Here is a 19774-nt window from a genome sequence, read left to right as displayed (position 1 = left end):
ACCAACGCTGCGGCGCTGTCGTTGGTCGAGCAGTGACGAGCGCCAGCGAGGAACGACGCCGAGACCCAGTGACCAACGTGCTCACCGTGCGCCATGGGGTCACCGGGTCTCGGCGTCGCTCGAGCCTCCGGCCCTCGCTGCTCGACCAACGCTGCGGCGCTGTCGTTGGTCGAGCAGTGACGAGCGCCAGCGAGGAACGACGCCGAGACCCAGTGCGCACCGTGCCCGACGTGCCCGCCGTGCCCGCCGTGCGCCATGGGGTCACCGGGTCTCGGCGTCGCTCGAGCCTCCGGCCCTCGCTGCTCGACCAACGGTGCGGCGCTGTCGTTGGTCGAGCAGTGACGAGCGCCAGCGAGGAACGACGCCGAGACCCAGTGGGCCCCGTGCCCGACGTGCCCGCCGTGCGCCATGGGGTCACGGGGTCTCGGCGTCGCTCGAGCCTCCGGCCCTCGCTGCTCGACCAACGGTGCGGCGCTGTCGTTGGTCGAGCAGTGACGAGCGCCAGCGAGGAACGACGCCGAGACCCAGTGGGCCCCGTGCCCGACGTGCCCGCCGTACGCCATGGGGTCACGGGGTCTCAGCGTCGCTCGAGCCTCCGGCCCTCGCTGCTCGACCAACGACGAGTGGCCCTCGCTGCTCGACCGACGGTGGGACGGGTCAGGAGGCGAGGGTGTCGCGCATCCGCTCGAGGGTGCGCTGCATCCCCGCGCGCAGCTCGTCGGTGAAGGCGGGGACGCCGCCGAAGGCGACCTTGGTCAGCCCGAGCGAGAGGGCCGAGACGCCCTCGGGGGACTCACGCTTGTGCACGATGCGGGTGCGGGTGCCGCCGTCGAGCGGCTCGAGGGTGAAGGACCACACGGTGCGGTTCTCGACGACGCGGAAGGCCACCTCGCGGTGCGGCTCGAAGCGCACCACCTTGGCCTGGGTGGGCCAGTGCATCCAGCCCCGGTGGTTGAGGTTGATCATCCGGCTGCCCAGCCGCACCGCGCCGCCGGGCACGAAGGTGCGCCGCACCTGCGGGCTCCACTCCGGCATCCGGCGCACGTCGCTGACCAGCGCCCAGGTCTGGGCGGGGGTCGCGTCGACCTCGATCTCGGCGTGCAGGTCGGTGCTGGACTCGGGGCCGGACTGGGGGCCGGACTGGGGGCTGGGTGCGGTCGTCATGGCCGTGACCGTACCGTCGGTATGCCGTGCTCGGCTAGCGCTGTGCCCACCAGGCGAGCAGCTCCTCGCGGGCCCGCTCCTCGCCCAGCGGCCCCTCGTCCATCCGCAGCTCGAGCAGGTGCCGGTAGGCCTCGCCGACCTCGCGGCCGGGGCCGACGCCGAGGATCTCCATGATCTGGTTGCCGTCGAGGTCGGGGCGCATCGCACCCAGCTCCTCGGCCTCGGCCAGCCGCTCGATGCGCGCCTCGAGGTCGTCGTAGGTGCGCGCCAGGCGCTCGGCCTTGCGCCGGTTGCGGGTGGTCGAGTCGGCGCGGGTCAGCACGTGCAGCCGGGTCAGCTGGTCGCCGGCGTCGCGGACGTAGCGGCGCACCGCCGAGTCGGTCCACTCCCCGCTGCCGTAGCCGTGGAAGCGCAGGTGCAGCTCGACCAGGGTGCTGACCGCGTCGATGTCGTCGTTGGAGAAGCGCAGCGCCTTCATCCGCTTGCGGGTCAGCTTGGCGCCGACCACGTCGTGGTGGTGGAAGGTGACGGTGCCGTCGTCGAGGAAGCGGCGGGTGCGCGGCTTGCCGACGTCGTGCATCAGCGCCGCCAGCCGCGAGACCAGGTCGGGCCCGCCGAGGCGCTCCTCCTCCTGGTCGATGGCCTGCTCCAGCACCGTCAGGGTGTGCTCGTAGACGTCCTTGTGCCGGTGGTGCTCGTCGCGCTCGAGAGCCAGGGCCGGCAGCTCGGGCAGCACCAGCTCGGCCAGCCCGGTGTCGACCAGGAGCGTGAGCCCGCGCCGCGGGTAGGGCCCCATCACCAGCTTGACCAGCTCGTCGCGCACCCGCTCGGCGGAGATGATGTCGATGCGCCCGGCCATCGCGCTCATCGCCGCCACCACCGACTCGTCGACCTCGAAGCCGAGCTGGGCGGCGAAGCGCGCCGCGCGCATCATCCGCAGCGGGTCGTCGGAGAAGGAGTCCTCGGGCGTGCCCGGGGTGCGCAGCACCCGGTGGGCCAGGTCGAGCACGCCGCCGTGCGGGTCCTCGACCTCGCGGCCGGGCAGCCGCACCGCCATCGCGTTGACGGTGAAGTCGCGGCGCCCCAGGTCACCGGCCAGGGTGTCGCCGAAGGCCACGTCGGGGTTGCGCGACGACGGGTCGTAGGACTCCGAGCGGTAGGTCGTGATCTCGACCTGCCACTCGCCCTTGCGGCAGCCGATGGTGCCGAAGTCGCGGCCCATGTCCCACATCGCGTCGGCCCAGCCCTTGAGCAGCCGCTCGGTCTGCTCCGGGCGCGCCGAGGTCGTCAGGTCGAGGTCGTTGTGGTGGCGGCCCAGCATCGCGTCGCGCACCGGACCACCGACCAGCGCGATCTCGTGGCCGGCCTCGGTGAAGCGACGGCCGAGCTCGTCGATGACGGGAGCGATGCGGTCGAGCTCGGCGGCGACCGATCGCTGCACCTCGACCATGCTGAGGGGGGCGGGCTCGTCGTGGGGCACGGGCCGACAGTCTAGGTGCCGGCCCCCACTACAGTCGGGGCGTGGTCCTCCCCCGCTCACTGCGCCCTGCCCCCGGGGCCCGGCACGGTCGACGCGGGGGTGCCGGACGGCTGGTGGCCGGCGGCGTCGCGGGCGTCGTGGTGGCGATGAGCACGGCCGGCGGACTCGTCGCGCCGGTCCAGGCGTCGTACGCCGCCGCCGCCGACGAGGGCGACCGGGAGCCGCTCAGCGTCACGATCGAGTCGCTGACCCCCGGCGAGCTGCCCCGCTCGGGCCCCATCGAGGTCAGCGGCACCGTCACCAACGTCGACGACGAGACCTGGACCACCGTCAATCTCTACCCCTTCCTCGGCGACACCGCGCTGACGACGCCCGCCGACCTCAGCGAGGCGCGCAGGACCCCGGTGCGCGACTTCGTCGGCGCCCGGGTCACCGACCCCGGCCCGTACGCGACGATCGAGACCCTCGAGCCCGGCGAGTCGGCCGACTACTCCTTCACCGTGGCCCGGTCGCGCCTCGACGTCGACGAGCGCGGCGTCTACTGGTTCGGGGTGCACGCGCTGGGCCAGGACGCCGCGGGACGCGACCTCAACGCCGACGGCCGCGCCCGCACGTTCCTGCCCTGGGTCGGCGGCGAGGACCGCAGCCTGCGGGTCTCGGTGGTGGTCCCGCTGCGCAAGCGGGTGCTGCACGACGCGCAGGGCCGGGTCGCCGGCCTCGAGTCGTGGGAGCGGGCCCTGGCCCCCGGCGGGGCGCTCACCGAGCTCGTCGACCTCGGTGCCGGCGCCGACGACGCCTCCCTGACCTGGCTGGTCGACCCGGCGGTGGTCGACGCCGCGAGCCGGTTGGCCGCCGGCAACCCGCCGCGCTCCATCGAGCCGACGATCGACCCGGCCGACCCCGACGCCCCCGACGGCGACCAGACGGAGCCGACCGGCACGCCGGGCGCCGACGACTCCCCGGTCGCCCCGGAGACGGATCCGGCCCCCGAGGACGCCGACCCGACCGCGCCGGGGCCGACCGAGCGCAGCACCGTGCCCCCGCGCCTCGACGAGGAGGCGCTCTCCGAGCTCGACCCCGAGGCCGAGCAGCTGGCCCGCGACGCCGGCGACTGGCTCGACGCGCTCGGCGCGGCGGTGCGGCCGGGCTCGCAGGTGCTGGCGCTGCCGTACGGCGACCTCGACGTCGCCGCCGCCGCGCGCCTGTCCCCCGAGCTCTACCGCTCGGCCCGCCGGCGCGCGGGATCCGAGCTCGAGGGCGTCGAGCTCACCACGAGCCCGGCGCTCGCCTCCCCGCTCGGCTTCCTGCCCCTGGAGACGCTGGCCGAGGCCCGCGAGGACGAGACGATCCTGCTCACCGACCGGATGCTCGACGGCCAGCGGGCCGTCGACCCGCTGCCCACCGTGGTCTCCGTCGACGACCGCACGGTGGTGCTGTCGTCCTCGGGTGCCGCCGACGGCGGGCCGAGCCCGGGTGATCGGCTCTCGACGCTCGCGCTGCGCCAGCGGGTGCTGAGCGAGGCCGCCGTGCGGCTGCTCGACACCGGTCGGCGCTCCCCGCTGGTGCTGACCCTGCCGCTGGGCTGGGTGCCCGACGGCGACGGCACCGCCTTCTTCGAGGGGCTAGGCACCTCGTGGGTCGACCTCGACACGGTCGCCGAGGCGACGGCCGGGCGCCGTCCCCTGCCCGTGGACCCCGACGAGCTGCGCTACCCCGACAGCCAGCGCGAGGCCGAGCTCGGGCCCACCGACCTCGCCGCCGTCACCGAGCTCGTCGAGGCCGGCCAGCACCTGCAGGACCTGCTCACCTTCAACGACCGGGTCGGCTCGGTGGTCTCGGCGACCGCCTACCCCACCGCCTCGTTCCTGACCCGCCCGGCGCGGGCGGCGGCCCTGCGCTCGGCCCGCGCCGCGACCGACGACGTGCGCGACCTGCTGGGCGCGATCGAGGTCAGCGCACCGCCCGGGGTCACCCTGTCGAGTGCCAGCGGGCGGCTGCCGGCGACGATCACCAACAACCTCGACCAGGCCGTGACGGTGCGCCTCGACGCCCGCTCCGACCAGCCGATGACGCTGCGGGTCCCCGAGAGCATCGAGATCGGCCCCGAGAGCTCGACGACCGTGCTGCTGGGCGCCACCACCGAGCAGCAGGGCGTGCACAACGTGACCCTGGTGCTCACCGACGTCAACGACGTGCCGCTCGGCGACGTCGACGTCGTGCCGATCCGTGCGGCCCAGGTGAGCCGGGTGATCTGGCTGATCATGGGTGCCGGGGCGGCGCTGCTGCTGGGCGCCATCGTGGTCCGGCTCGTACGCCGCGTGCGCGCGGCCCGCGCCTCCTCCCGCGCCTCCTCCCGCGCCCAGCCCGACCAGTCCCAGCCCGACGCGACCCAGGAGCAGGCGTGAGCACCAGCACCGACGAGGAGCGCTCCAGCATCCTCGGCTCGTCGGCAGTGATGGCCGCGGGCACCACGTTCTCGCGCCTCAGCGGCTTCATCCGGGCCTCGCTGCTGGCCGCGGCGCTGGGCAACCTGCTGCACGCCGACGCGTTCAACATCGCCAACACGATCCCGAACATGCTCTACATCCTGCTGGCCGGCGGCGTGTTCAACGCGGTGCTGGTGCCCCAGCTGGTGCGGGCGCTGCAGCACGACGACGACGGCGGCGAGGCCTACACCAACCGGATCGTGACGCTGGCCGGGCTCTTCCTGGCCGCCGTGACGGTGCTGCTGGTCGTGGCCGCGCCCCTGGTGGTGGGCCTCTACACGACCGACTGGCCCCCGGAGGTGCGCGAGTCGACGATCGACTTCGCCCGCTACTGCCTGCCGCAGGTCTTCTTCTACGGCATGTTCGTGCTGGTCGGGCAGATCCTCAACGCCCGCGGCACGTTCGGGCCGATGATGTGGGCCCCGATCGCCAACAACGTCGTGGCCGTGGCCACCCTCGTGGTCTACCTGCTGGTCTTCGGCGCCGCACGCGAGTCCGAGCGGTTCGCCGGGTTCAGCGCCTCCGAGGAGCTGCTGCTGGGCCTGGGCTCGACCGCGGGCATCGTGCTCCAGCTGCTGGTGCTGCTCCCGTTCCTGCGCCGCGCCGGCTTCCGGTTCGTGCCGCGCTTCGACTTCCGCGGCACCGGCCTGGGCCACACCCTGCGCCTGGGCGGCTGGACGGTCGGCTTCGTGGTCGTCAACCAGGCGGCGTACACGGTCGTGATCAACCTGGCCTCGACCGGCACGGCCGGCGGCGACCCCGACGGCACCGGCGCGACGATCTACTCGGCCGCGTTCCTGATCGTGATGGTGCCGCACTCGATCATCACGGTCTCGCTGGCCACCGCGATCCTGCCGCGGCTCTCGGCCCGCGCCGCCGGCAACGACCTGCGGGCGCTGGGCGAGACGCTCTCGTCGACGCTGCGCACCGCGCTGGCGGTGATCGTGCCGTTCGCGGCCCTGCTGCCGCTGCTGGCCCCCGACCTGCCCCGCATCCTGTTCGGGTACGGCGCCGCGGCCGACACCGTCGGCAACTACGTGCCGACGCTGGCCCTCTTCGGGCCCGGCCTGGTCTTCTTCACCGTCCACTACGTGGTGCTGCGCGGCTTCTACTCCCTCGAGCAGACCCGCACCGTCTTCCTCGTGCAGTGCGCCGTGGGGCTGACCAACGTCGGGGTCGCGCTGGCCCTGGTGCTCACCACCGGCCCCGCCGCGACCGCGCCCTCGCTCGTGCTGGCCTACGCGGCGGCGTACGCCGTCGGCTCGTTCGTCTCGTGGAGCGTGCTCTCGCGCCGGATCGGCGGTCTCGGTGGCCGGGCCCTGCTGCGCTTCGTGGTGCGCACGCTGCTGGTGGTCGCCCTCAGCACCGCGGTGGCCGGGCTGGTCGCCTGGGCGCTGCACCAGGTCGGCCCCGAGGAGAGCCGGGCGATGGCCGGCCTGCGGGTGGCGGTCGTGGGTGCCGTCGACGTGGCGCTCTTCCTGGTGCTGGCCCGGCTGGTGCGCCTGAGCGAGGTCACCGACGTGCTGCGCACGCTCACCCGCCGCGTCCCCGCCCCGCAGCGCGACTGACCCCCCTACGATGGCCGGAAGCCCGTCCACCTGCCGAGCCCCCGCGAAGGAGCGCAGTGCCTCACTCGATCCGGCCCGGTGACCTGCTCGCCGGCCGGTACCGCCTCGTCGACCTGCTCAGCGAGAGCGGGAACGGGCGCTTCTGGCGTGCCCACGACCGGATCCTCGAGCGGCACGTGGCGCTGCACGTGATCTCCGCCGACGACCCGCGCTCCGAGGGGCTGCTGCGGGCCGCCCGCCGCTCGGCGACCGTGCTCGACCCCCACATCCTGCGGGTGCTCGACGCCGAGGAGCTCGACGGCCTCTGCTACGTCGTCAACGAGTGGGGCACCGGCACGTCGCTCGACATCATGCTCGGCGCCGGCGGGGTCCTCTCGCCGCGCCGCGCGGCCTGGATCGTGGCCGAGGTCGGCGCGGCCGCCACCGTCGCGCACGGCGCCGGCGTCGCCCACGGGCGGCTCAACCCCGAGAACGTCCTGGTCGACCTGCACGGCTCGATCCGGGTCATCGGCTGGTGCGTCGACGCCGCCCTGCACGGCAACCCCGACCCGCGTGTCGAGGACGACGTCGACGACCTGGCCGGGCTGCTCTACGCCGCCCTCACCGGCCGCTGGGCCGGCGCCTCGGACTCCGCGGTGCCCTCCGCCCCCCGCGAGCACGGCCGGGTGCTGCGCCCACGGCAGGTGCGGGCCGGCATCCCCCGCCCGCTCGACGTGCTCTGCGACGAGGTCCTCGACCTCTCCGGCCGCGGTCGCGGCCTGCGGGCCCCCGAGTCGTCACGCGGCCTGACCGCGGCGCTGGAGGACTTCGTGGGCGACCCGGCCGGCATCCCCGAGTCGCTGGTCGAGCGGCTGGTCTCGCGCGGCAGCGGCCCGGTGCGCTTCAGCGCCGTGCCCGAGCTCGGGCTGCGCCCGGCCGACGAGCCCGAGGTGGAGCCCACCCGCGTGGTCCGCGCCGAGGACCTGCCCCGCGACGAGCCGACGACCCCGGTCCCGGACGAGCCCGAGGAGCCCACGGTCGCGGTGCCGCTCGAGGCGCCCGCCGCCGCCGGACCGGAGACGGAGCCGGACGCACCGACTCAGGTGACCGAGATCGACAACGCCGACACGGACACCGGCACCGACGCCGGTGCCGAGCCCGGCCCCGTCGTCGAGCCGGAGGGCGACCTGCCGACCCAGGCCGGGCTCCCGTCCTTCGACGACGACGACGAGGAGCGGGAGGGCCGCAGCCAGCGGCCGGTGCCCGGACCGCCGCCGCCGCCGCTGGAGGAGCCCGCCCCGCGGCCCCTCTTCGCCCCCGAGCCCCCCGACGGTGGTCCCGTACGACGCCCCCGTCCCGGCGCCGCGGCCGCCACCGGCGCGGGCGACTACTGGCCGTGGGACACCGGGACCGGCCACGGCACCGCCACTGGTCACGGCACTGGTCACGGCACTGGGACAGGCACGGGTGTGGGCGCCCTCGGGTCGATGACCCACACCGGCAGCGGCGTCCTCGGCGAGGGCGTGGGCGTCGAGGACGACCAGGTGCCGGGCCGCAGCACCTTCCGGCTGGCCGCGCTGCTGCTGGCGGGCGTGCTGCTGGTGGTCGCGGTGGCCGTGGCCTTCAACCTGGGGCGCGGGCGCACCCCGCTGGGCAGCGTCCCCGAGGACGAGGCGTCCTCCACGCCGGGCTCGGCGGCCACCGCCTCGGCGACCCCGGAGCCGCTGACCGGCCTCAGCGTCACCGACCTCGACCCGCAGGCCGAGCCGCCCGAGGAGTACCCCGAGCTCACCGGGAACACGGTCGACGGCGACCCCGCCACCAGCTGGCGCACCTCCACGTACAACCAGGACCTCGGCCCGGCCGGCCTCAAGACCGGCGTCGGGCTCGTCGTCGACCTCGGGAGCGCCGCCGAGGTCCGCTCGGTCGAGCTCGACCTGGTCGGGGAGGGCTCCCAGGTCGAGCTCTACGTCACCGAGGAGGCGCCCACCGCGGTGGCCGACCTCGATCCGGTCGCCGACGTCACGGCCGGCTCCACCGAGAGCATCGAGCTCGAGGAGGCCGTCGCGGGCCGCTACGTGACCATCTGGTTCACCTCGCTGCCCGACGTCGGCGACGGCTTCCGCGGCGAGGTCTCGGAGATCCGGGTGCTCGGATGAGCACGCGATGAGGGGGCACCGCCAGGACGAGCGCCCGCTCGCCGAGCTCGACGACCGCGCCCTGCTGGCCGCCCACGTCGCCGGTCGCGAGGGCGCGTTCGGGGAGCTCTTCGGCCGGCACCGCGACCGGCTCTGGGCGGTGGCGCTGCGCACGACCGGCCAGCCCGAGGACGCCGCCGACGGCCTCCAGGATGCCCTGGTCGCGGCCTACCGGCGCGCCGGCTCCTTCCGCGGCGACGCCGCGGTCACCACGTGGCTGCACCGCATCGTCGTCAACGCGTGCCTCGACCGGCTGCGGGCCGCCCGCGTGCGGCGTACCGACCGGCTGCCCGACGACCTCGAGGAGTACAACGAGCGCGGCGACACCCGCACCGCCACCGCCGAGACCGAGGACCCGGCCGAGCAGTCGGTGCGGGCCGAGCGGCGCCGCGCGGTCCTCGACGCGCTGGGCCGGATCAGCCCCGAGCAGCGCGCCGCCATCGTGCTGGTCGACATGGAGGGCTACCCCGTGGCCGAGGCGGCACGCATCCTCGACGTCGCGGCCGGCACCGTGAAGTCGCGCTGCTCGCGTGGGCGGGCCCGCCTCGCGGCCCACCTCGCCGAGCTGCTCGTCGACGACGACACCGCCCCGGGTGACCCGCACCACCCGCCGACGGGGAACCCAGGAGGCCCGGCGCGCGTCAGACCGGACGACCCGCGCGGACCACCCGCGTCACCGTCCCGCCCCTGAGAGCCGGCGAGGTGGCCGACCCCGGCCACCGGCATCCGGAGGCCACGGGCGAGGATGATCCGTCGGAGCCGCACGAGACCGACCCCGCACCGCACGCACCCCCACGACGTCGAAGGAGGCGAGATGACCGGGCACCCAGCGCCCTCCCCCGGGGAGGAGGCTCGACTGCGACGTCTCCTCGCCGACGCGCGCCACGAGGCCCCGGTGCCCGCCGACGTCGCCACCCGGCTCGACGAGGTCCTGGGCCGGCTCGAGGCCGGTGAGGACGTGCCCAGCGGCATCAGCGGCACCGGCGTGCTCGAGCTCGCCGCGGCCCGCCGTCGCCGCGCGGGCTCGATGCTGGTCGCAGCCGCGGCCGTGGTCGCCGTCGGGATCGGTCTGGGCCAGGTCGTCGACCTCTCGGGCGGCTCCAGCGCCGACTCCAGCGCCGACTCCAGCGCCGGCTCCGACGGCGCCGCCGAGAGCTTCGTGAGCGCCGAGCGGGACGAGCAGCGTGAGCGCTCGGCCGCCCCCGACCGTGGCGACACCGGCGAGGGCGGGTCCAGCCCCGGTGGCGCGGCCGCCAACGACGTCGGCCCGGGCACCACGATGATGCGCGAGGAGCCCCAGCGCGCCGTCGTCGTCGTCGACCGCCGGCTGGCACGCGTGGGCGACGACTCCTTCAGCGACGACTCCGCCGTCGTGCAGCGTCGCGCCATCCGCCGCGGCGGAGGGCCCTCCGCGCGGGTCGCCCGGCTGCGGGCCGCGCCGCGCCCGGTCGCACGCCGCTGGCAGGACTGCGCACCCGCCGAGTGGGGCGAGGGCATCCCGATCGCGGTCCTCTACGACGGCGAGCCGGCCGTGCTCGCCTTCCGGGCACCCGCCGGCGACAGCCAGGTCGTCGACCTGCTGCAGTGCGGCACCGGCGGCGTGCTGCGCAGCACCACGCTCCCCCGCCGCTGACCCGCCGCTGACCCGTCGCCGACCGGCCGCCGACCTGCCTCGCGCCGGTCGCGGGTTCGTCACGGGCCGGACACCCGCCGGGCACCCCGTTCCGGGAGCGCGCGGGAATGCGGCTCACCTAGGATCGGTTGGACCCCACGGACCAGGAACCGGTCCAACCCCCTGACCGAGGAGCAGCTGGACGCATGGCCGAGAACGACATCCGCAACGTGATCATCATCGGCTCGGGCCCCGCCGGGTACACCGCGGCGGTCTACGCCGCTCGTGCCAACCTGCACCCGCTGGTGTTCGAGGGCTCCGTCACCGCCGGCGGTGCGCTGATGAACACCACCGAGGTCGAGAACTTCCCGGGCTTCCGCGACGGCATCATGGGCCCCGCCCTGATGGACGAGATGCGCGGGCAGGCCGAGCGCTTCGGCGCCGAGCTGGTGGCCGACGACGTGGTCGAGGTCGACCTGACCGGCGACGTCAAGACCGTCCGCACCGCCACCGACACCCACCGGGCGCACGCGGTGATCCTGGCGACCGGCTCGGGCTACCGCGAGCTGGGCCTGCCCAACGAGAAGGCGCTCTCGGGCCGCGGCGTCTCCTGGTGCGCCACCTGCGACGGGTTCTTCTTCCGCGACCAGCACATCGCCGTGGTCGGCGGTGGCGACTCCGCCATCGAGGAGGCCACCTTCCTGACCCGCTTCGGGTCGAAGGTCTCCCTGATCGTGCGCCGCGACGAGCTGCGCGCCTCCAAGATCATGCAGGAGCGCGCCTTCGCCGACCCCAAGCTCGAGATCATCTGGAACAGCAAGGTCGCCGAGATCAACGGCACCGACAAGCTCGAGTCGCTCACGCTGGAGGACACCACCACCGGCGAGCAGCGCTCGCTCGACGCCACCGGCCTGTTCATCGCCATCGGCCACGACCCGCGCTCGGAGCTGCTGGTGGGCCAGGTCGACCTCGACGACAACGGCTACGTGCTCGCCGAGCACCCCAGCACCGGCACCAACCAGCCCGGTGTCTTCGCGTGCGGCGACCTGGTCGACCACCAGTACCGCCAGGCGATCACCGCCGCCGGCACCGGCTGCGCGGCCGCGCTCGACGCCGAGCGCTTCCTCGCCGAGCTGGAGCACGTCGCCGCCAACCCGGCCGAGGCGCAGGAGCGCGCCGACGCCGAGGTCGTCGGAGCCTGAGCCGGCGAGCCCCGTGGGGCCGTGGAACATCGCGGCCCCCGGCGGCGTTCCTCACCCAGCACCCCGCACCACCAGCACCACCCCGGCACCCAGCCACCACCCAGCCACCACCACAGATCCCGAAAGGTCCCACCATGGGCAACATCTCCGCCGTGACCGACGCCGAGTTCGACCAGACGGTCCTGATGGCCGACAAGCCGGTCCTCGTGGACTTCTGGGCCGAGTGGTGCGGGCCGTGCCGCCAGGTCGCCCCGATCCTCGACGAGCTCGCCGGTGCGCACGGCGACAAGATCACGTTCTTGAAGATGAACGTCGACGAGAACCCCGTGACCCCCTCGTCCTACCGGGTCACCGGCATCCCGACGATCAACGTCTACCAGGGCGGCGAGGTCGTCAAGACCATCGTCGGCGCCCGCCCGAAGGCCGCCCTGCTCAAGGAGCTGGCCGACTTCATCTGATCGGCGGCTCCACCCACGCGTGACCGGACCCCCGGTGCCTCACGGCGCCGGGGGTTCGCTGCGCTCGGCCGCGGGGACCGCGACCGGCCGCACCGCGCCGCGCAGCCGCTCGATCGCGGCCTCCACCTCGTCGCGCCAGGTCAGCACCGAGCCGAGGTCCATCCGCATCCGTGGCGTCAGCGGATGCGGGCGCTGGGTGCCGAAGCCCACCCCGCCGAGGAAGCCCACCGGCAGCGCGCAGCCGGCCACCTGCGACCCGCCCCACGCGCGCGGCCCGTGCCCGGGCACCAGGTCGGTGCGCCCGAAGGCCTCCACCGCGCGGATCCCGCCGCGCCCGAGCAGGTCGCGGGCCATCGCCTGCACCAGCACCCGCCCCAGGCCCCCGCCGGCGTGCACCGGGTCGACGTACCCGCTGACGAGCAGCACGGCGTCGGGCGAGACCGGGGAGGTGGCGAAGGCGTCGGCTCCGGGCACGAACGCCGGCGGCGCGTAGACCAGGTGGCCCACGGCGCGTCCGTCGACCAGCACCACCCGGCCGCAGGATCCCCACTCGCGCAGCACCCCGGAGGTCCAGGCGGCACGCTCCTCGGCCGCCTCGCGCGGCGTGCAGGCGCGGGCCCGGCGCACCGGGTCGAGCTGCCAGACCGCGCAGGTGCGGCACGGCGCGTCGAGCTCCTCGAGCAGGTCCAGCGTCAGCCGGACGACCCTGCGTGCCACCTGCCACACCCGCCTCACCGTGGACTGTGAGCCGTTCGACCCGCCCACCACGCGATCTGCGCGTGCGCGCGAGCCCGGCATCCCTCATGCTAGACCTGTCATGGATTCCACACCCGCGCGCTCGCAGACCCGCCTCGACTCCTTCGTCGACCTCTACGCCGCGCGCACGGCCGGCATGACGGCCTCGGAGATCCGGGCCCTCTTCGCCGTCGCCTCCCGGCCCGAGGTCGTCTCGCTGGCCGGTGGGATGCCCAACATCTCCGGACTGCCGCTCGACGTCGTCGGTGGCGCCATCGGCGAGCTCGTCGAGAAGCACGGCACCGTGGCGATGCAGTACGGCTCGGGCCAGGGCGTGCCCGAGCTGCGCGAGCAGATCACCGACGTGATGCGGCTCGAGGGCATCGAGGCCCACCCCGACGACGTCGTGGTCACGGTCGGCTCCCAGCAGGCCGTCGACCTGGTCACCCGCGTCTTCTGCGACCCCGGCGACGTGGTGATCTGCGAGGCGCCGTCGTACGTCGGCGCGCTGGGCGTCTTCCGCGCCTACCAGGCCGAGGTCGTGCACGCCGAGATGGACGCGCACGGGCTGGTGCCCGAGGCGCTGCGCCAGGCGATCGCCTCGGTCAAGGCCGCAGGCAAGACGATCAAGTTCCTCTACACGATCCCGAACTTCCACAACCCCGCCGGCGTGACCATGTCGGCCCAGCGGCGCACCGAGGTGCTCGAGATCTGTCGCGAGGAGGGCGTGCTGATCCTCGAGGACAACCCCTACGGGCTGCTGGGCTTCGAGCGCGAGCCGCTGCGCGCGCTGCGCGCCGACGAGGCCGACACCGTGATCTACCTCGGGTCCTTCTCCAAGACCTTCGCCCCCGGCTTCCGGGTCGGCTGGGCGCTGGCGCCGCACCCGGTGCGCGAAAAGCTGGTGCTGGCCCAGGAGTCCGCGACCCTGTGCCCCCCGCAGTTCTCGCAGATGGCGGTGTCGTCCTACCTGGCCAGCCACGACTGGGTCGGACAGATCAAGCAGTTCCGCGAGATGTACCGCGAGCGCCGCGACGCCATGGTCTCCGCCCTCGACGACCTGATGCCCGCCGGTTGCACGTGGAACGTGCCCGAGGGCGGCTTCTACGTCTGGCTGGGCCTGCCCCCAGGCATCGACGCCAAGGCGATGCTGCCTCGGGCTGTCACGGCCCGGGTGGCCTACGTGCCCGGCACCGCGTTCTACGCCGACGGCTTCGGCTCCAGCGCCATGCGTCTGTCGTTCTGCTACCCCACCCCGGAGCGGATCCGCGAGGGCGTACGCCGCCTCGCCGGGGTGCTCGAGGCCGAGATCGAGCTGCGCGCGACGTTCGGCGCGACGCTGCCCGAGCGCGGCCTGCCGGCCGGCTACGACGCGCCCGGCAGCGACGTCAGCTGAGCAACGGCGGGGCGATGCCTGCGCACGTGGCAGGATCAGGCCTGTGCTGGACCTGACCTATCCCCCGATCATCCTCGCAGCCAAGACCGGATTCCGGCTGCTGGGCCAGCGCATCACGATGACGGGCACCGAGCACGTGCCACGTGAGGGCGGTGTGCTCCTCGCCTGCAACCACATCGGGTACGTCGACTTCGTCTACGGCGGCCTGGCCGCCAACCCCTCGGGTCGCCTCATCCGGTTCATGGCCAAGCGGGAGATCTTCGACCACCCGCTGGGCGGGCCGCTGATGCGCTCGCTGCACCACATCGAGGTCGACCGTGGCGAGGGCCTGGCCTCCTTCCGCACCGCCGTCGACTTCCTGCAGCAGGGAGAGGCCGTGGGGATCTTCCCCGAGGCCACCATCTCCCGCTCGATGGACCTCAAGGAGTTCAAGACCGGCGCCGTGCGGATCGCCGCCGAGGCCGGCGTGCCGATCGTGCCGGTGATCCTGTGGGGCACCCAGCGGATGATGACCAAGGACCACCCCCGCGACTTCTCGCGGGGCAAGACCATCTCGCTGACGGTGGGCGAGCCGATGCACCCCGACGGCAGCGACCCGGTGGGCCAGACGGCCCAGCTGCGGGAGCGGATGTCGTCGATGCTCGACGGCGCCATCGCGGCCTACCCGGCCGACGAGCAGCCCCCGGGCTCCTGGTGGGTGCCCGCGCGCCACGGCGGCTCCGCCCCGACCCCCGACGAGGCCGCCCGGCTCGACGTGGAGGAGAAGCGTGCCCGCGCGGCCAAGCGGGCCGCCAAGCGCGCCCAGGGCTGACCCTCCCCCGCTGCCCCGAGGAGCTTCATCGGCCGGCCGACGGATCTGACGGGTGGACGATGAAGCTTCGTCGTCCACCCGGGAGCTTCATCGGCCGGCCGATGAAACTCCAGATTGCTTTGTCGACAAAGTGACATGTCGATTGAGTGATGTGTTGATTGAGTGATGTGTCGCTAGATCGGCCTGTCCTGGCGGTTGCGTGGGTCGATGACGTCGATGATGCGCTGCAGGTCGTCCATCGTGGCGAACTCGACGCTGATCTTGCCCTTGCTGCGTCCCATGTCGACCTTGACCCGGGTCTCCAGGCGGTCCGAGAGCCGCTCAGCGATGTCGGCGAGACCCGGCGCCGACGGCTTGGACCGCCGGGTGCGCGGGCCGGGCCGGTCGTGGTCGCCGACGGCGACGATCTCCTCGAGCCCCCGCACGCTGATGCCCTCCGAGACCACCCGCTGGGCCAGCCGGTCCTGCAGGTCGGCGTCGTCGACCGCGAGCAGGCTGCGCGCGTGACCGGCCGAGAGCACTCCCGCGGCGACCCGGCGCTGCACGGCGGGGCTGAGCCGCAGCAGGCGCAGGGTGTTGGAGATCTGGGGGCGTGAGCGCCCGATCCGCTGGGCCAGCTCGTCGTGCGTGCATCCGAAGTCCTCGAGCAGCTGGGCGTAGGCCGAGGCCTCCTCCAGCGGGTTGAGCTCCGAGCGGTGCAGGTTCTCCAGCAGCGCGTCGCGCAGCATGTCGGTGTCGTCGGTCTCGCGCACGATCGCCGGGATGGCGGTCAGGCCGGCCTCCTGCGACGCGCGCCAGCGTCGCTCGCCCATCACCAGCTCGAAGCCCTCGTCGGCGACGCGACGCACGACGATCGGCTGGAGCAGCCCGACCTCGCGGATCGAGTGCACCAGCTCGGCCATCGCGTCCTCGTCGAACACCTGGCGCGGCTGCACCCGGTTGGGGACGATCTGGGCGACCGGGATCTCGCTGAACCAGGCCCCGTGCACCGGCGCCAGCCCGGGGTCCACGCTCCCACGTCCGTCACCATCGGGTGCACCGTCCGCGGCGGACCGGTCGGCACCGTCGGTGCCGGCGTCGTGCTGCGACGGAGAGGCGTCCTGGGTGGCACCGGGGCCACCCGTTCGCCCGACCTCGGGGCCGGCGGCGGGGGAGGTGGGAATCAGCGATCCGAGGCCCCGACCGAGGCCGCGGCGCGTGGCGGGACGAGGTGCGTTCACGAGCGGACTCCTCGGTGGGTGATCTCGCGTGCCGCCTCCAGGTAGGACAGCGCGCCGGGCGAACCCGGATCGTAGGTCATGACCGTCTGCGCGTAGGACGGCGCCTCGGAGACCCGGACCGAGCGGGGGATGGCGGTGCGCAGCACCTGGTCGCCGAAGTGCTCGCGGACCTCCTCCGCGACCCCCGCCGCCAGCCGGGTGCGCCCGTCGTACATCGTGACCAGGATCGTGGAGACCGACAGCGCCGGGTTGAGGTGCGCCTTGACCATGTCGACGGTCTCGAGCAGCTGTCCGAGCCCCTCCAGCGCGTAGTACTCAGCCTGGATCGGGATCAGCATCTCCTCGCCCGCCACCAGGGCGTTGAGCGTGAGCAGCCCCAGCGACGGCGGGCAGTCGACGATCACGTAGTCGAACCGGTCGTCCCCGGCCTCGGCGGCCGAGCCCACCCCCGGGTGGCCGTGGATGGCCTTGCGCAGCCTGCCCTCCCGGGCCACCACGCTGACGAGCTCGATCTCCGCGCCGGCGAGGTCGATCGTGGCCGGGACCACCCAGAGGTTGTCCACCTCGGGGCACGGGCTGATGACGTCGGTGAGCGGCGCGCCGTCGACCAGCGCGTCGTAGGTGCTCGGGACGCCGCGGTGGTGGTCGACGTTGAGCGCCGTGGAGGCGTTGCCCTGGGGGTCCAGGTCGATCACCAGGACCCGCTGCCCCAGCTGGGCGAGGGCCGCGGCCACGTTGACGGTCGTGGTGGTCTTGCCCACGCCGCCCTTCTGGTTGGCCACCACGAAGACCCGGGTGGCGTCGGGGCGGGGAGCCGGGGGGAGGGACCGGGACCGCAAGCGCACCGAGAGGCTGTGCTCGGCGGCCTGAGCCAGGGGAGTGGCCTCGTCCGCGAAGCCGGACGGCTGGTCGGCCAGGTCCGCCGCGGTCCGCACCTGGTACGCCGCTACCGGCGCCGCACTGGTTTCACGTGGAACGTCGGGTCCCTGGTCGCCGGTTTCACGTGAAACATCATCGGGGCCGACCATCGGAACTCCTGTGGATAAACTGTTGAAACTGTGGACAACCACGCTCAGACCGCGCTTCGGACCGGTGGATAACTCTGGGGACAGAGGTGGAGCCCCCGCGCTGCACCGACGCGGCACCACCTGGGTCACGTGGGGCCGGACCGACGCGACTGACGACGAGCCCGCTTGCCGCCAGCGCCGGAACGCCCCGCCTTCGCGGCGCCCGCGCGCTGCGGCGGCCACGATACCGAGGCCGGGTCCCCCCAGGCCACTCGCAGCACCCAGGTCGCCTCCTCCAGCACGGATTCGCCGAGGCGGCCGATCTCGGGCTCAGCGCATCGCCAGACGGCCAGCTCGGCGCGCGTCCGCTCGACCTCCTCGGCGACCGAGGAGCCCTTCATCGCCAGGAGGGCGCCCGAGGGGGCGACCAACGGCATCGACCAGCCGAGGAGGCGCTCCAGGGGAGCGACCGCCCGGGAGGTGACGACGTCGAAGGTGCGGCGCCCGTGCACCTCCTCGGCGCGTGCGCGGACCACCTCGACCTGTCCGGCGAGCTCGAGCTCGGCGACGACCTCCTCCAGGAAAACGGTGCGTCGCAGCAGGGGCTCCACCAGGGTCACCCGGACGTCTGGACGGGCCAGCGCCAGCACCACGCCGGGAAGGCCGGCCCCCGACCCGATGTCACAGACCTCGACGCCGGGCGGCACCCACTCCGAGAGCACGGCGCTGTTGAGCAGGTGCCGGTCCCAGAGCCGGGGGACCTCCCGGGGCCCGATCAGGCCTCGCTCCACCCCGGCCTCGGCCAGCAGCGAGGCATACCGCTCGACGGCTGCCATCCGCTCGGACGGGAACACCCCCCGGGCCACGTCGGGCACGGGGGGTGTTTCACGTGAAACCGAGCCCGGGGGCCGCTCCTCACTCAGGGAGGATCACCACGTAGCGACGCGGCTCGACGCCCTCGGACTCCGAGCCCAGCCCAGCGGCCGCGACGGCGTCGTGCACGACCTTGCGCTCGAACGGGCTCATCGGCTCGAGGTCGACGCGCCGACCGGACTGCCGCGCCTCGGCACACTTCTCGGCGGCCAGCGCCTCGAGCTGCGTGCGCTTCTCGGCACGGAAGCCCGAGATGTCGAGCATCAGCCGCGAACGCTCGCCGGTCTCGCGGTAGACGGCCAGACGGGTCAGCTCCTGGAGCGCGTCGAGCACCTCGCCACGAGCACCCACCAGCTGGGAGAGGTCGGCACCCACGATCGAGACGGCCGCACGGTCGCCCTCGACGTCCATGTCGAGGTCGCCGTCGAGGTCGGCGATGTCGAGGAGCTCCTCGAGGTAGTCCGCGGCGATATCGCCCTCGTTCTCGAGGCGCTCGACGCGCGAGCTGTCGCTCTCACCGGCGACGGCCGGCTCGGCCTGCTCCTGCTCGGCACTGACGTCCTGGGTCACGTCCTGGGTCACGAGGAACCTCCGTTGGTCGAGTCCGGCTTGGGGTTGCCGGTCTGCCGGCGCTGCTGCCGGGTCTGCTTCTTGGGCTGCTGGCGCTGCGCAGGGCGGCGCGGCGTCGGGGGAGCGGTCGGCTCGTCGACGGCGACCACGTCACCGTGCTTGACGGCCTTCGCCTTCTCGCGCTCGGCCTTGGCCTGGAAGGCCGGCGTGCCGGGGGCGGGGTTGTTGCGGATCACGTAGAACTGCTGGCCCATCGTCCACAGGTTGGAGGTCGTCCAGTAGAGGAGCACACCGATCGGGAAGGCCACGCCACCGAGGCCGAAGGCGACGGGGAGCACGTAGAGCAGCATCTTCTGCTGCTGCGCGTAGGGCCCGGACAGCGCGTCCGCCGGCATGTTCTTGCTCATCAGCTGGCGCTGGGTGAAGAAGGTGGTGGCGGTCATGGCGAGCACCAGCACCAGCGCCAGGAACATCACGCCCGGGTCGCCGCCGCCCTCGCGCCAGATGCCGGCCTGCCAGAAGCTGTCGGCGATCGGGATCTGGCCGAAGATCTTCGCGTCACCGAACTGGCGCGCCAGGTCCTCGGTCAGGAAGCCGTGCGCGGTCTGGTTCTTCGCGGCCTGGTCGAGCAGTCGGAAGAGGGTGAAGAAGATCGGCATCTGCAGCAGCAGCGGCAGGCAGGACGCGAACGGGTTGGTGCCCGAGTCCTTGTAGAGCTTCATCGTCTCCTGGGCGAGACGCTCCCGGTCGTGACCGTACTTCTTCTGCAGCTCCTTGACCTTCGGCTGGATCAGCTGCATGTTGCGGCTGGCCTTGATCTGCTTGACGAACAGCGGGATCAGCAGCGCGCGGATGACCAGGGTCAGGCCGACGATGGAGAGCACCCACGACATGCCGCCCGCGGGGTCGAGACCGAGCAGGTCGAACAGCTTGTGCCAGCCGATCAGGATGCCCGAGATGGCGTAGTAGAGCGGCGTCGCGATGAAGCCGAAGATGTCGCCGATGATGCCCACCG

At 73.6% G+C, this 19774-nt stretch carries 17 protein-coding genes; 9 read left to right on the top strand and 8 right to left on the bottom strand.

What is annotated here, in order from left to right; genetic code table 11:
- Positions 1-657 precede the first annotated feature (657 nt).
- Positions 658-1164: an SRPBCC family protein gene (locus JOE61_RS10465; RefSeq protein WP_193670583.1), complete on the bottom strand. Its 507-nt coding sequence runs from the start codon at positions 1162-1164 to the stop codon at positions 658-660.
- Positions 1165-1198: 34 nt separating this feature from the next.
- On the bottom strand, positions 1199-2614 hold the full coding sequence (locus JOE61_RS10460; protein WP_193670601.1) for a CCA tRNA nucleotidyltransferase: 1416 nt from the start codon (positions 2612-2614) through the stop codon (positions 1199-1201).
- A 71-nt stretch (positions 2615-2685) separates the two neighbouring features.
- Between JOE61_RS10460 and JOE61_RS10455 the strand changes: the two genes are divergently transcribed.
- The 7 genes from JOE61_RS10455 to trxA all read left to right on the top strand — a co-directional run bounded on the left by JOE61_RS10455 (position 2686) and on the right by trxA (position 12147).
- Entirely contained in the window at positions 2686-5049 is a 2364-nt protein-coding gene (locus tag JOE61_RS10455; protein WP_193670582.1) for a DUF6049 family protein, read from the top strand.
- Positions 5046-6698 (top strand): murein biosynthesis integral membrane protein MurJ, encoded by a 1653-nt coding sequence (murJ, locus tag JOE61_RS10450; RefSeq protein WP_307822925.1) that lies wholly within the window; start codon positions 5046-5048, stop codon positions 6696-6698. The genes JOE61_RS10455 and murJ overlap by 4 nt, the downstream gene beginning before the upstream one ends.
- 56 nt (positions 6699-6754) lie before the next feature.
- The gene (locus tag JOE61_RS10445) at positions 6755-8836 is read left to right on the top strand and encodes a protein kinase family protein (RefSeq protein ID WP_193670581.1); all 2082 of its coding nucleotides are present in this window, start codon (positions 6755-6757) and stop codon (positions 8834-8836) included.
- A gap of 7 nt (positions 8837-8843) precedes the next feature.
- Positions 8844-9566, top strand: a complete 723-nt coding sequence (sigM, locus tag JOE61_RS10440) for an RNA polymerase sigma factor SigM (RefSeq protein WP_193670580.1) — start codon at positions 8844-8846, stop codon at positions 9564-9566.
- A gap of 123 nt (positions 9567-9689) precedes the next feature.
- Positions 9690-10508 (top strand): hypothetical protein, encoded by an 819-nt coding sequence (locus JOE61_RS10435; protein ID WP_193670579.1) that lies wholly within the window; start codon positions 9690-9692, stop codon positions 10506-10508.
- A gap of 185 nt (positions 10509-10693) precedes the next feature.
- Positions 10694-11689, top strand: a complete 996-nt coding sequence (trxB, locus tag JOE61_RS10430) for a thioredoxin-disulfide reductase (protein ID WP_193670578.1) — start codon at positions 10694-10696, stop codon at positions 11687-11689.
- A 134-nt stretch (positions 11690-11823) separates the two neighbouring features.
- Positions 11824-12147, top strand: a complete 324-nt coding sequence (gene trxA / locus JOE61_RS10425) for a thioredoxin (RefSeq protein ID WP_204797212.1) — start codon at positions 11824-11826, stop codon at positions 12145-12147.
- A 39-nt stretch (positions 12148-12186) separates the two neighbouring features.
- Here trxA and JOE61_RS10420 read toward each other — a convergent pair whose 3' ends face one another.
- Positions 12187-12864: a GNAT family N-acetyltransferase gene (locus JOE61_RS10420; protein WP_193670577.1), complete on the bottom strand. Its 678-nt coding sequence runs from the start codon at positions 12862-12864 to the stop codon at positions 12187-12189.
- 100 nt (positions 12865-12964) lie between these two features.
- Between JOE61_RS10420 and JOE61_RS10415 the strand changes: the two genes are divergently transcribed.
- Both JOE61_RS10415 and JOE61_RS10410 read left to right on the top strand, forming a co-directional pair.
- Positions 12965-14278, top strand: coding sequence for an aminotransferase-like domain-containing protein (locus tag JOE61_RS10415; RefSeq protein WP_193670576.1), 1314 nt, complete (start codon positions 12965-12967; stop codon positions 14276-14278).
- A gap of 43 nt (positions 14279-14321) precedes the next feature.
- Entirely contained in the window at positions 14322-15089 is a 768-nt protein-coding gene (locus JOE61_RS10410) for a lysophospholipid acyltransferase family protein (protein WP_193670575.1), read from the top strand.
- 173 nt (positions 15090-15262) lie between these two features.
- On the opposite strand, the gene JOE61_RS10405 is transcribed toward JOE61_RS10410, so the two are convergent.
- The 5 genes from JOE61_RS10405 to yidC all read right to left on the bottom strand — a co-directional run bounded on the left by JOE61_RS10405 (position 15263) and on the right by yidC (position 19772).
- Positions 15263-16309: a ParB/RepB/Spo0J family partition protein gene (locus JOE61_RS10405; RefSeq protein ID WP_193670574.1), complete on the bottom strand. Its 1047-nt coding sequence runs from the start codon at positions 16307-16309 to the stop codon at positions 15263-15265.
- A complete protein-coding gene (locus JOE61_RS10400; RefSeq protein ID WP_193670573.1) occupies positions 16306-17244 on the bottom strand; it encodes a ParA family protein in 939 nt (312 codons plus the stop codon). The genes JOE61_RS10405 and JOE61_RS10400 overlap by 4 nt, the downstream gene beginning before the upstream one ends.
- 218 nt (positions 17245-17462) lie before the next feature.
- Positions 17463-18191, bottom strand: a complete 729-nt coding sequence (gene rsmG / locus JOE61_RS10395; protein WP_307822924.1) for a 16S rRNA (guanine(527)-N(7))-methyltransferase RsmG — start codon at positions 18189-18191, stop codon at positions 17463-17465.
- Between the two features lie 40 nt (positions 18192-18231).
- Positions 18232-18771, bottom strand: coding sequence for a Jag family protein (locus JOE61_RS10390; protein ID WP_443678573.1), 540 nt, complete (start codon positions 18769-18771; stop codon positions 18232-18234).
- On the bottom strand, positions 18768-19772 hold the full coding sequence (yidC, locus tag JOE61_RS10385; protein WP_193670572.1) for a membrane protein insertase YidC: 1005 nt from the start codon (positions 19770-19772) through the stop codon (positions 18768-18770). Before yidC ends, JOE61_RS10390 begins: the two co-directional genes overlap by 4 nt.
- Positions 19773-19774: the final 2 nt, after the last annotated feature.

Origin of the sequence: Nocardioides salarius (genome assembly GCF_016907435.1) — a bacterium.
Lineage (GTDB): Bacteria > Actinomycetota > Actinomycetes > Propionibacteriales > Nocardioidaceae > Nocardioides > Nocardioides salarius.
This window is presented reverse-complemented; position numbering and strand designations above follow the sequence as displayed.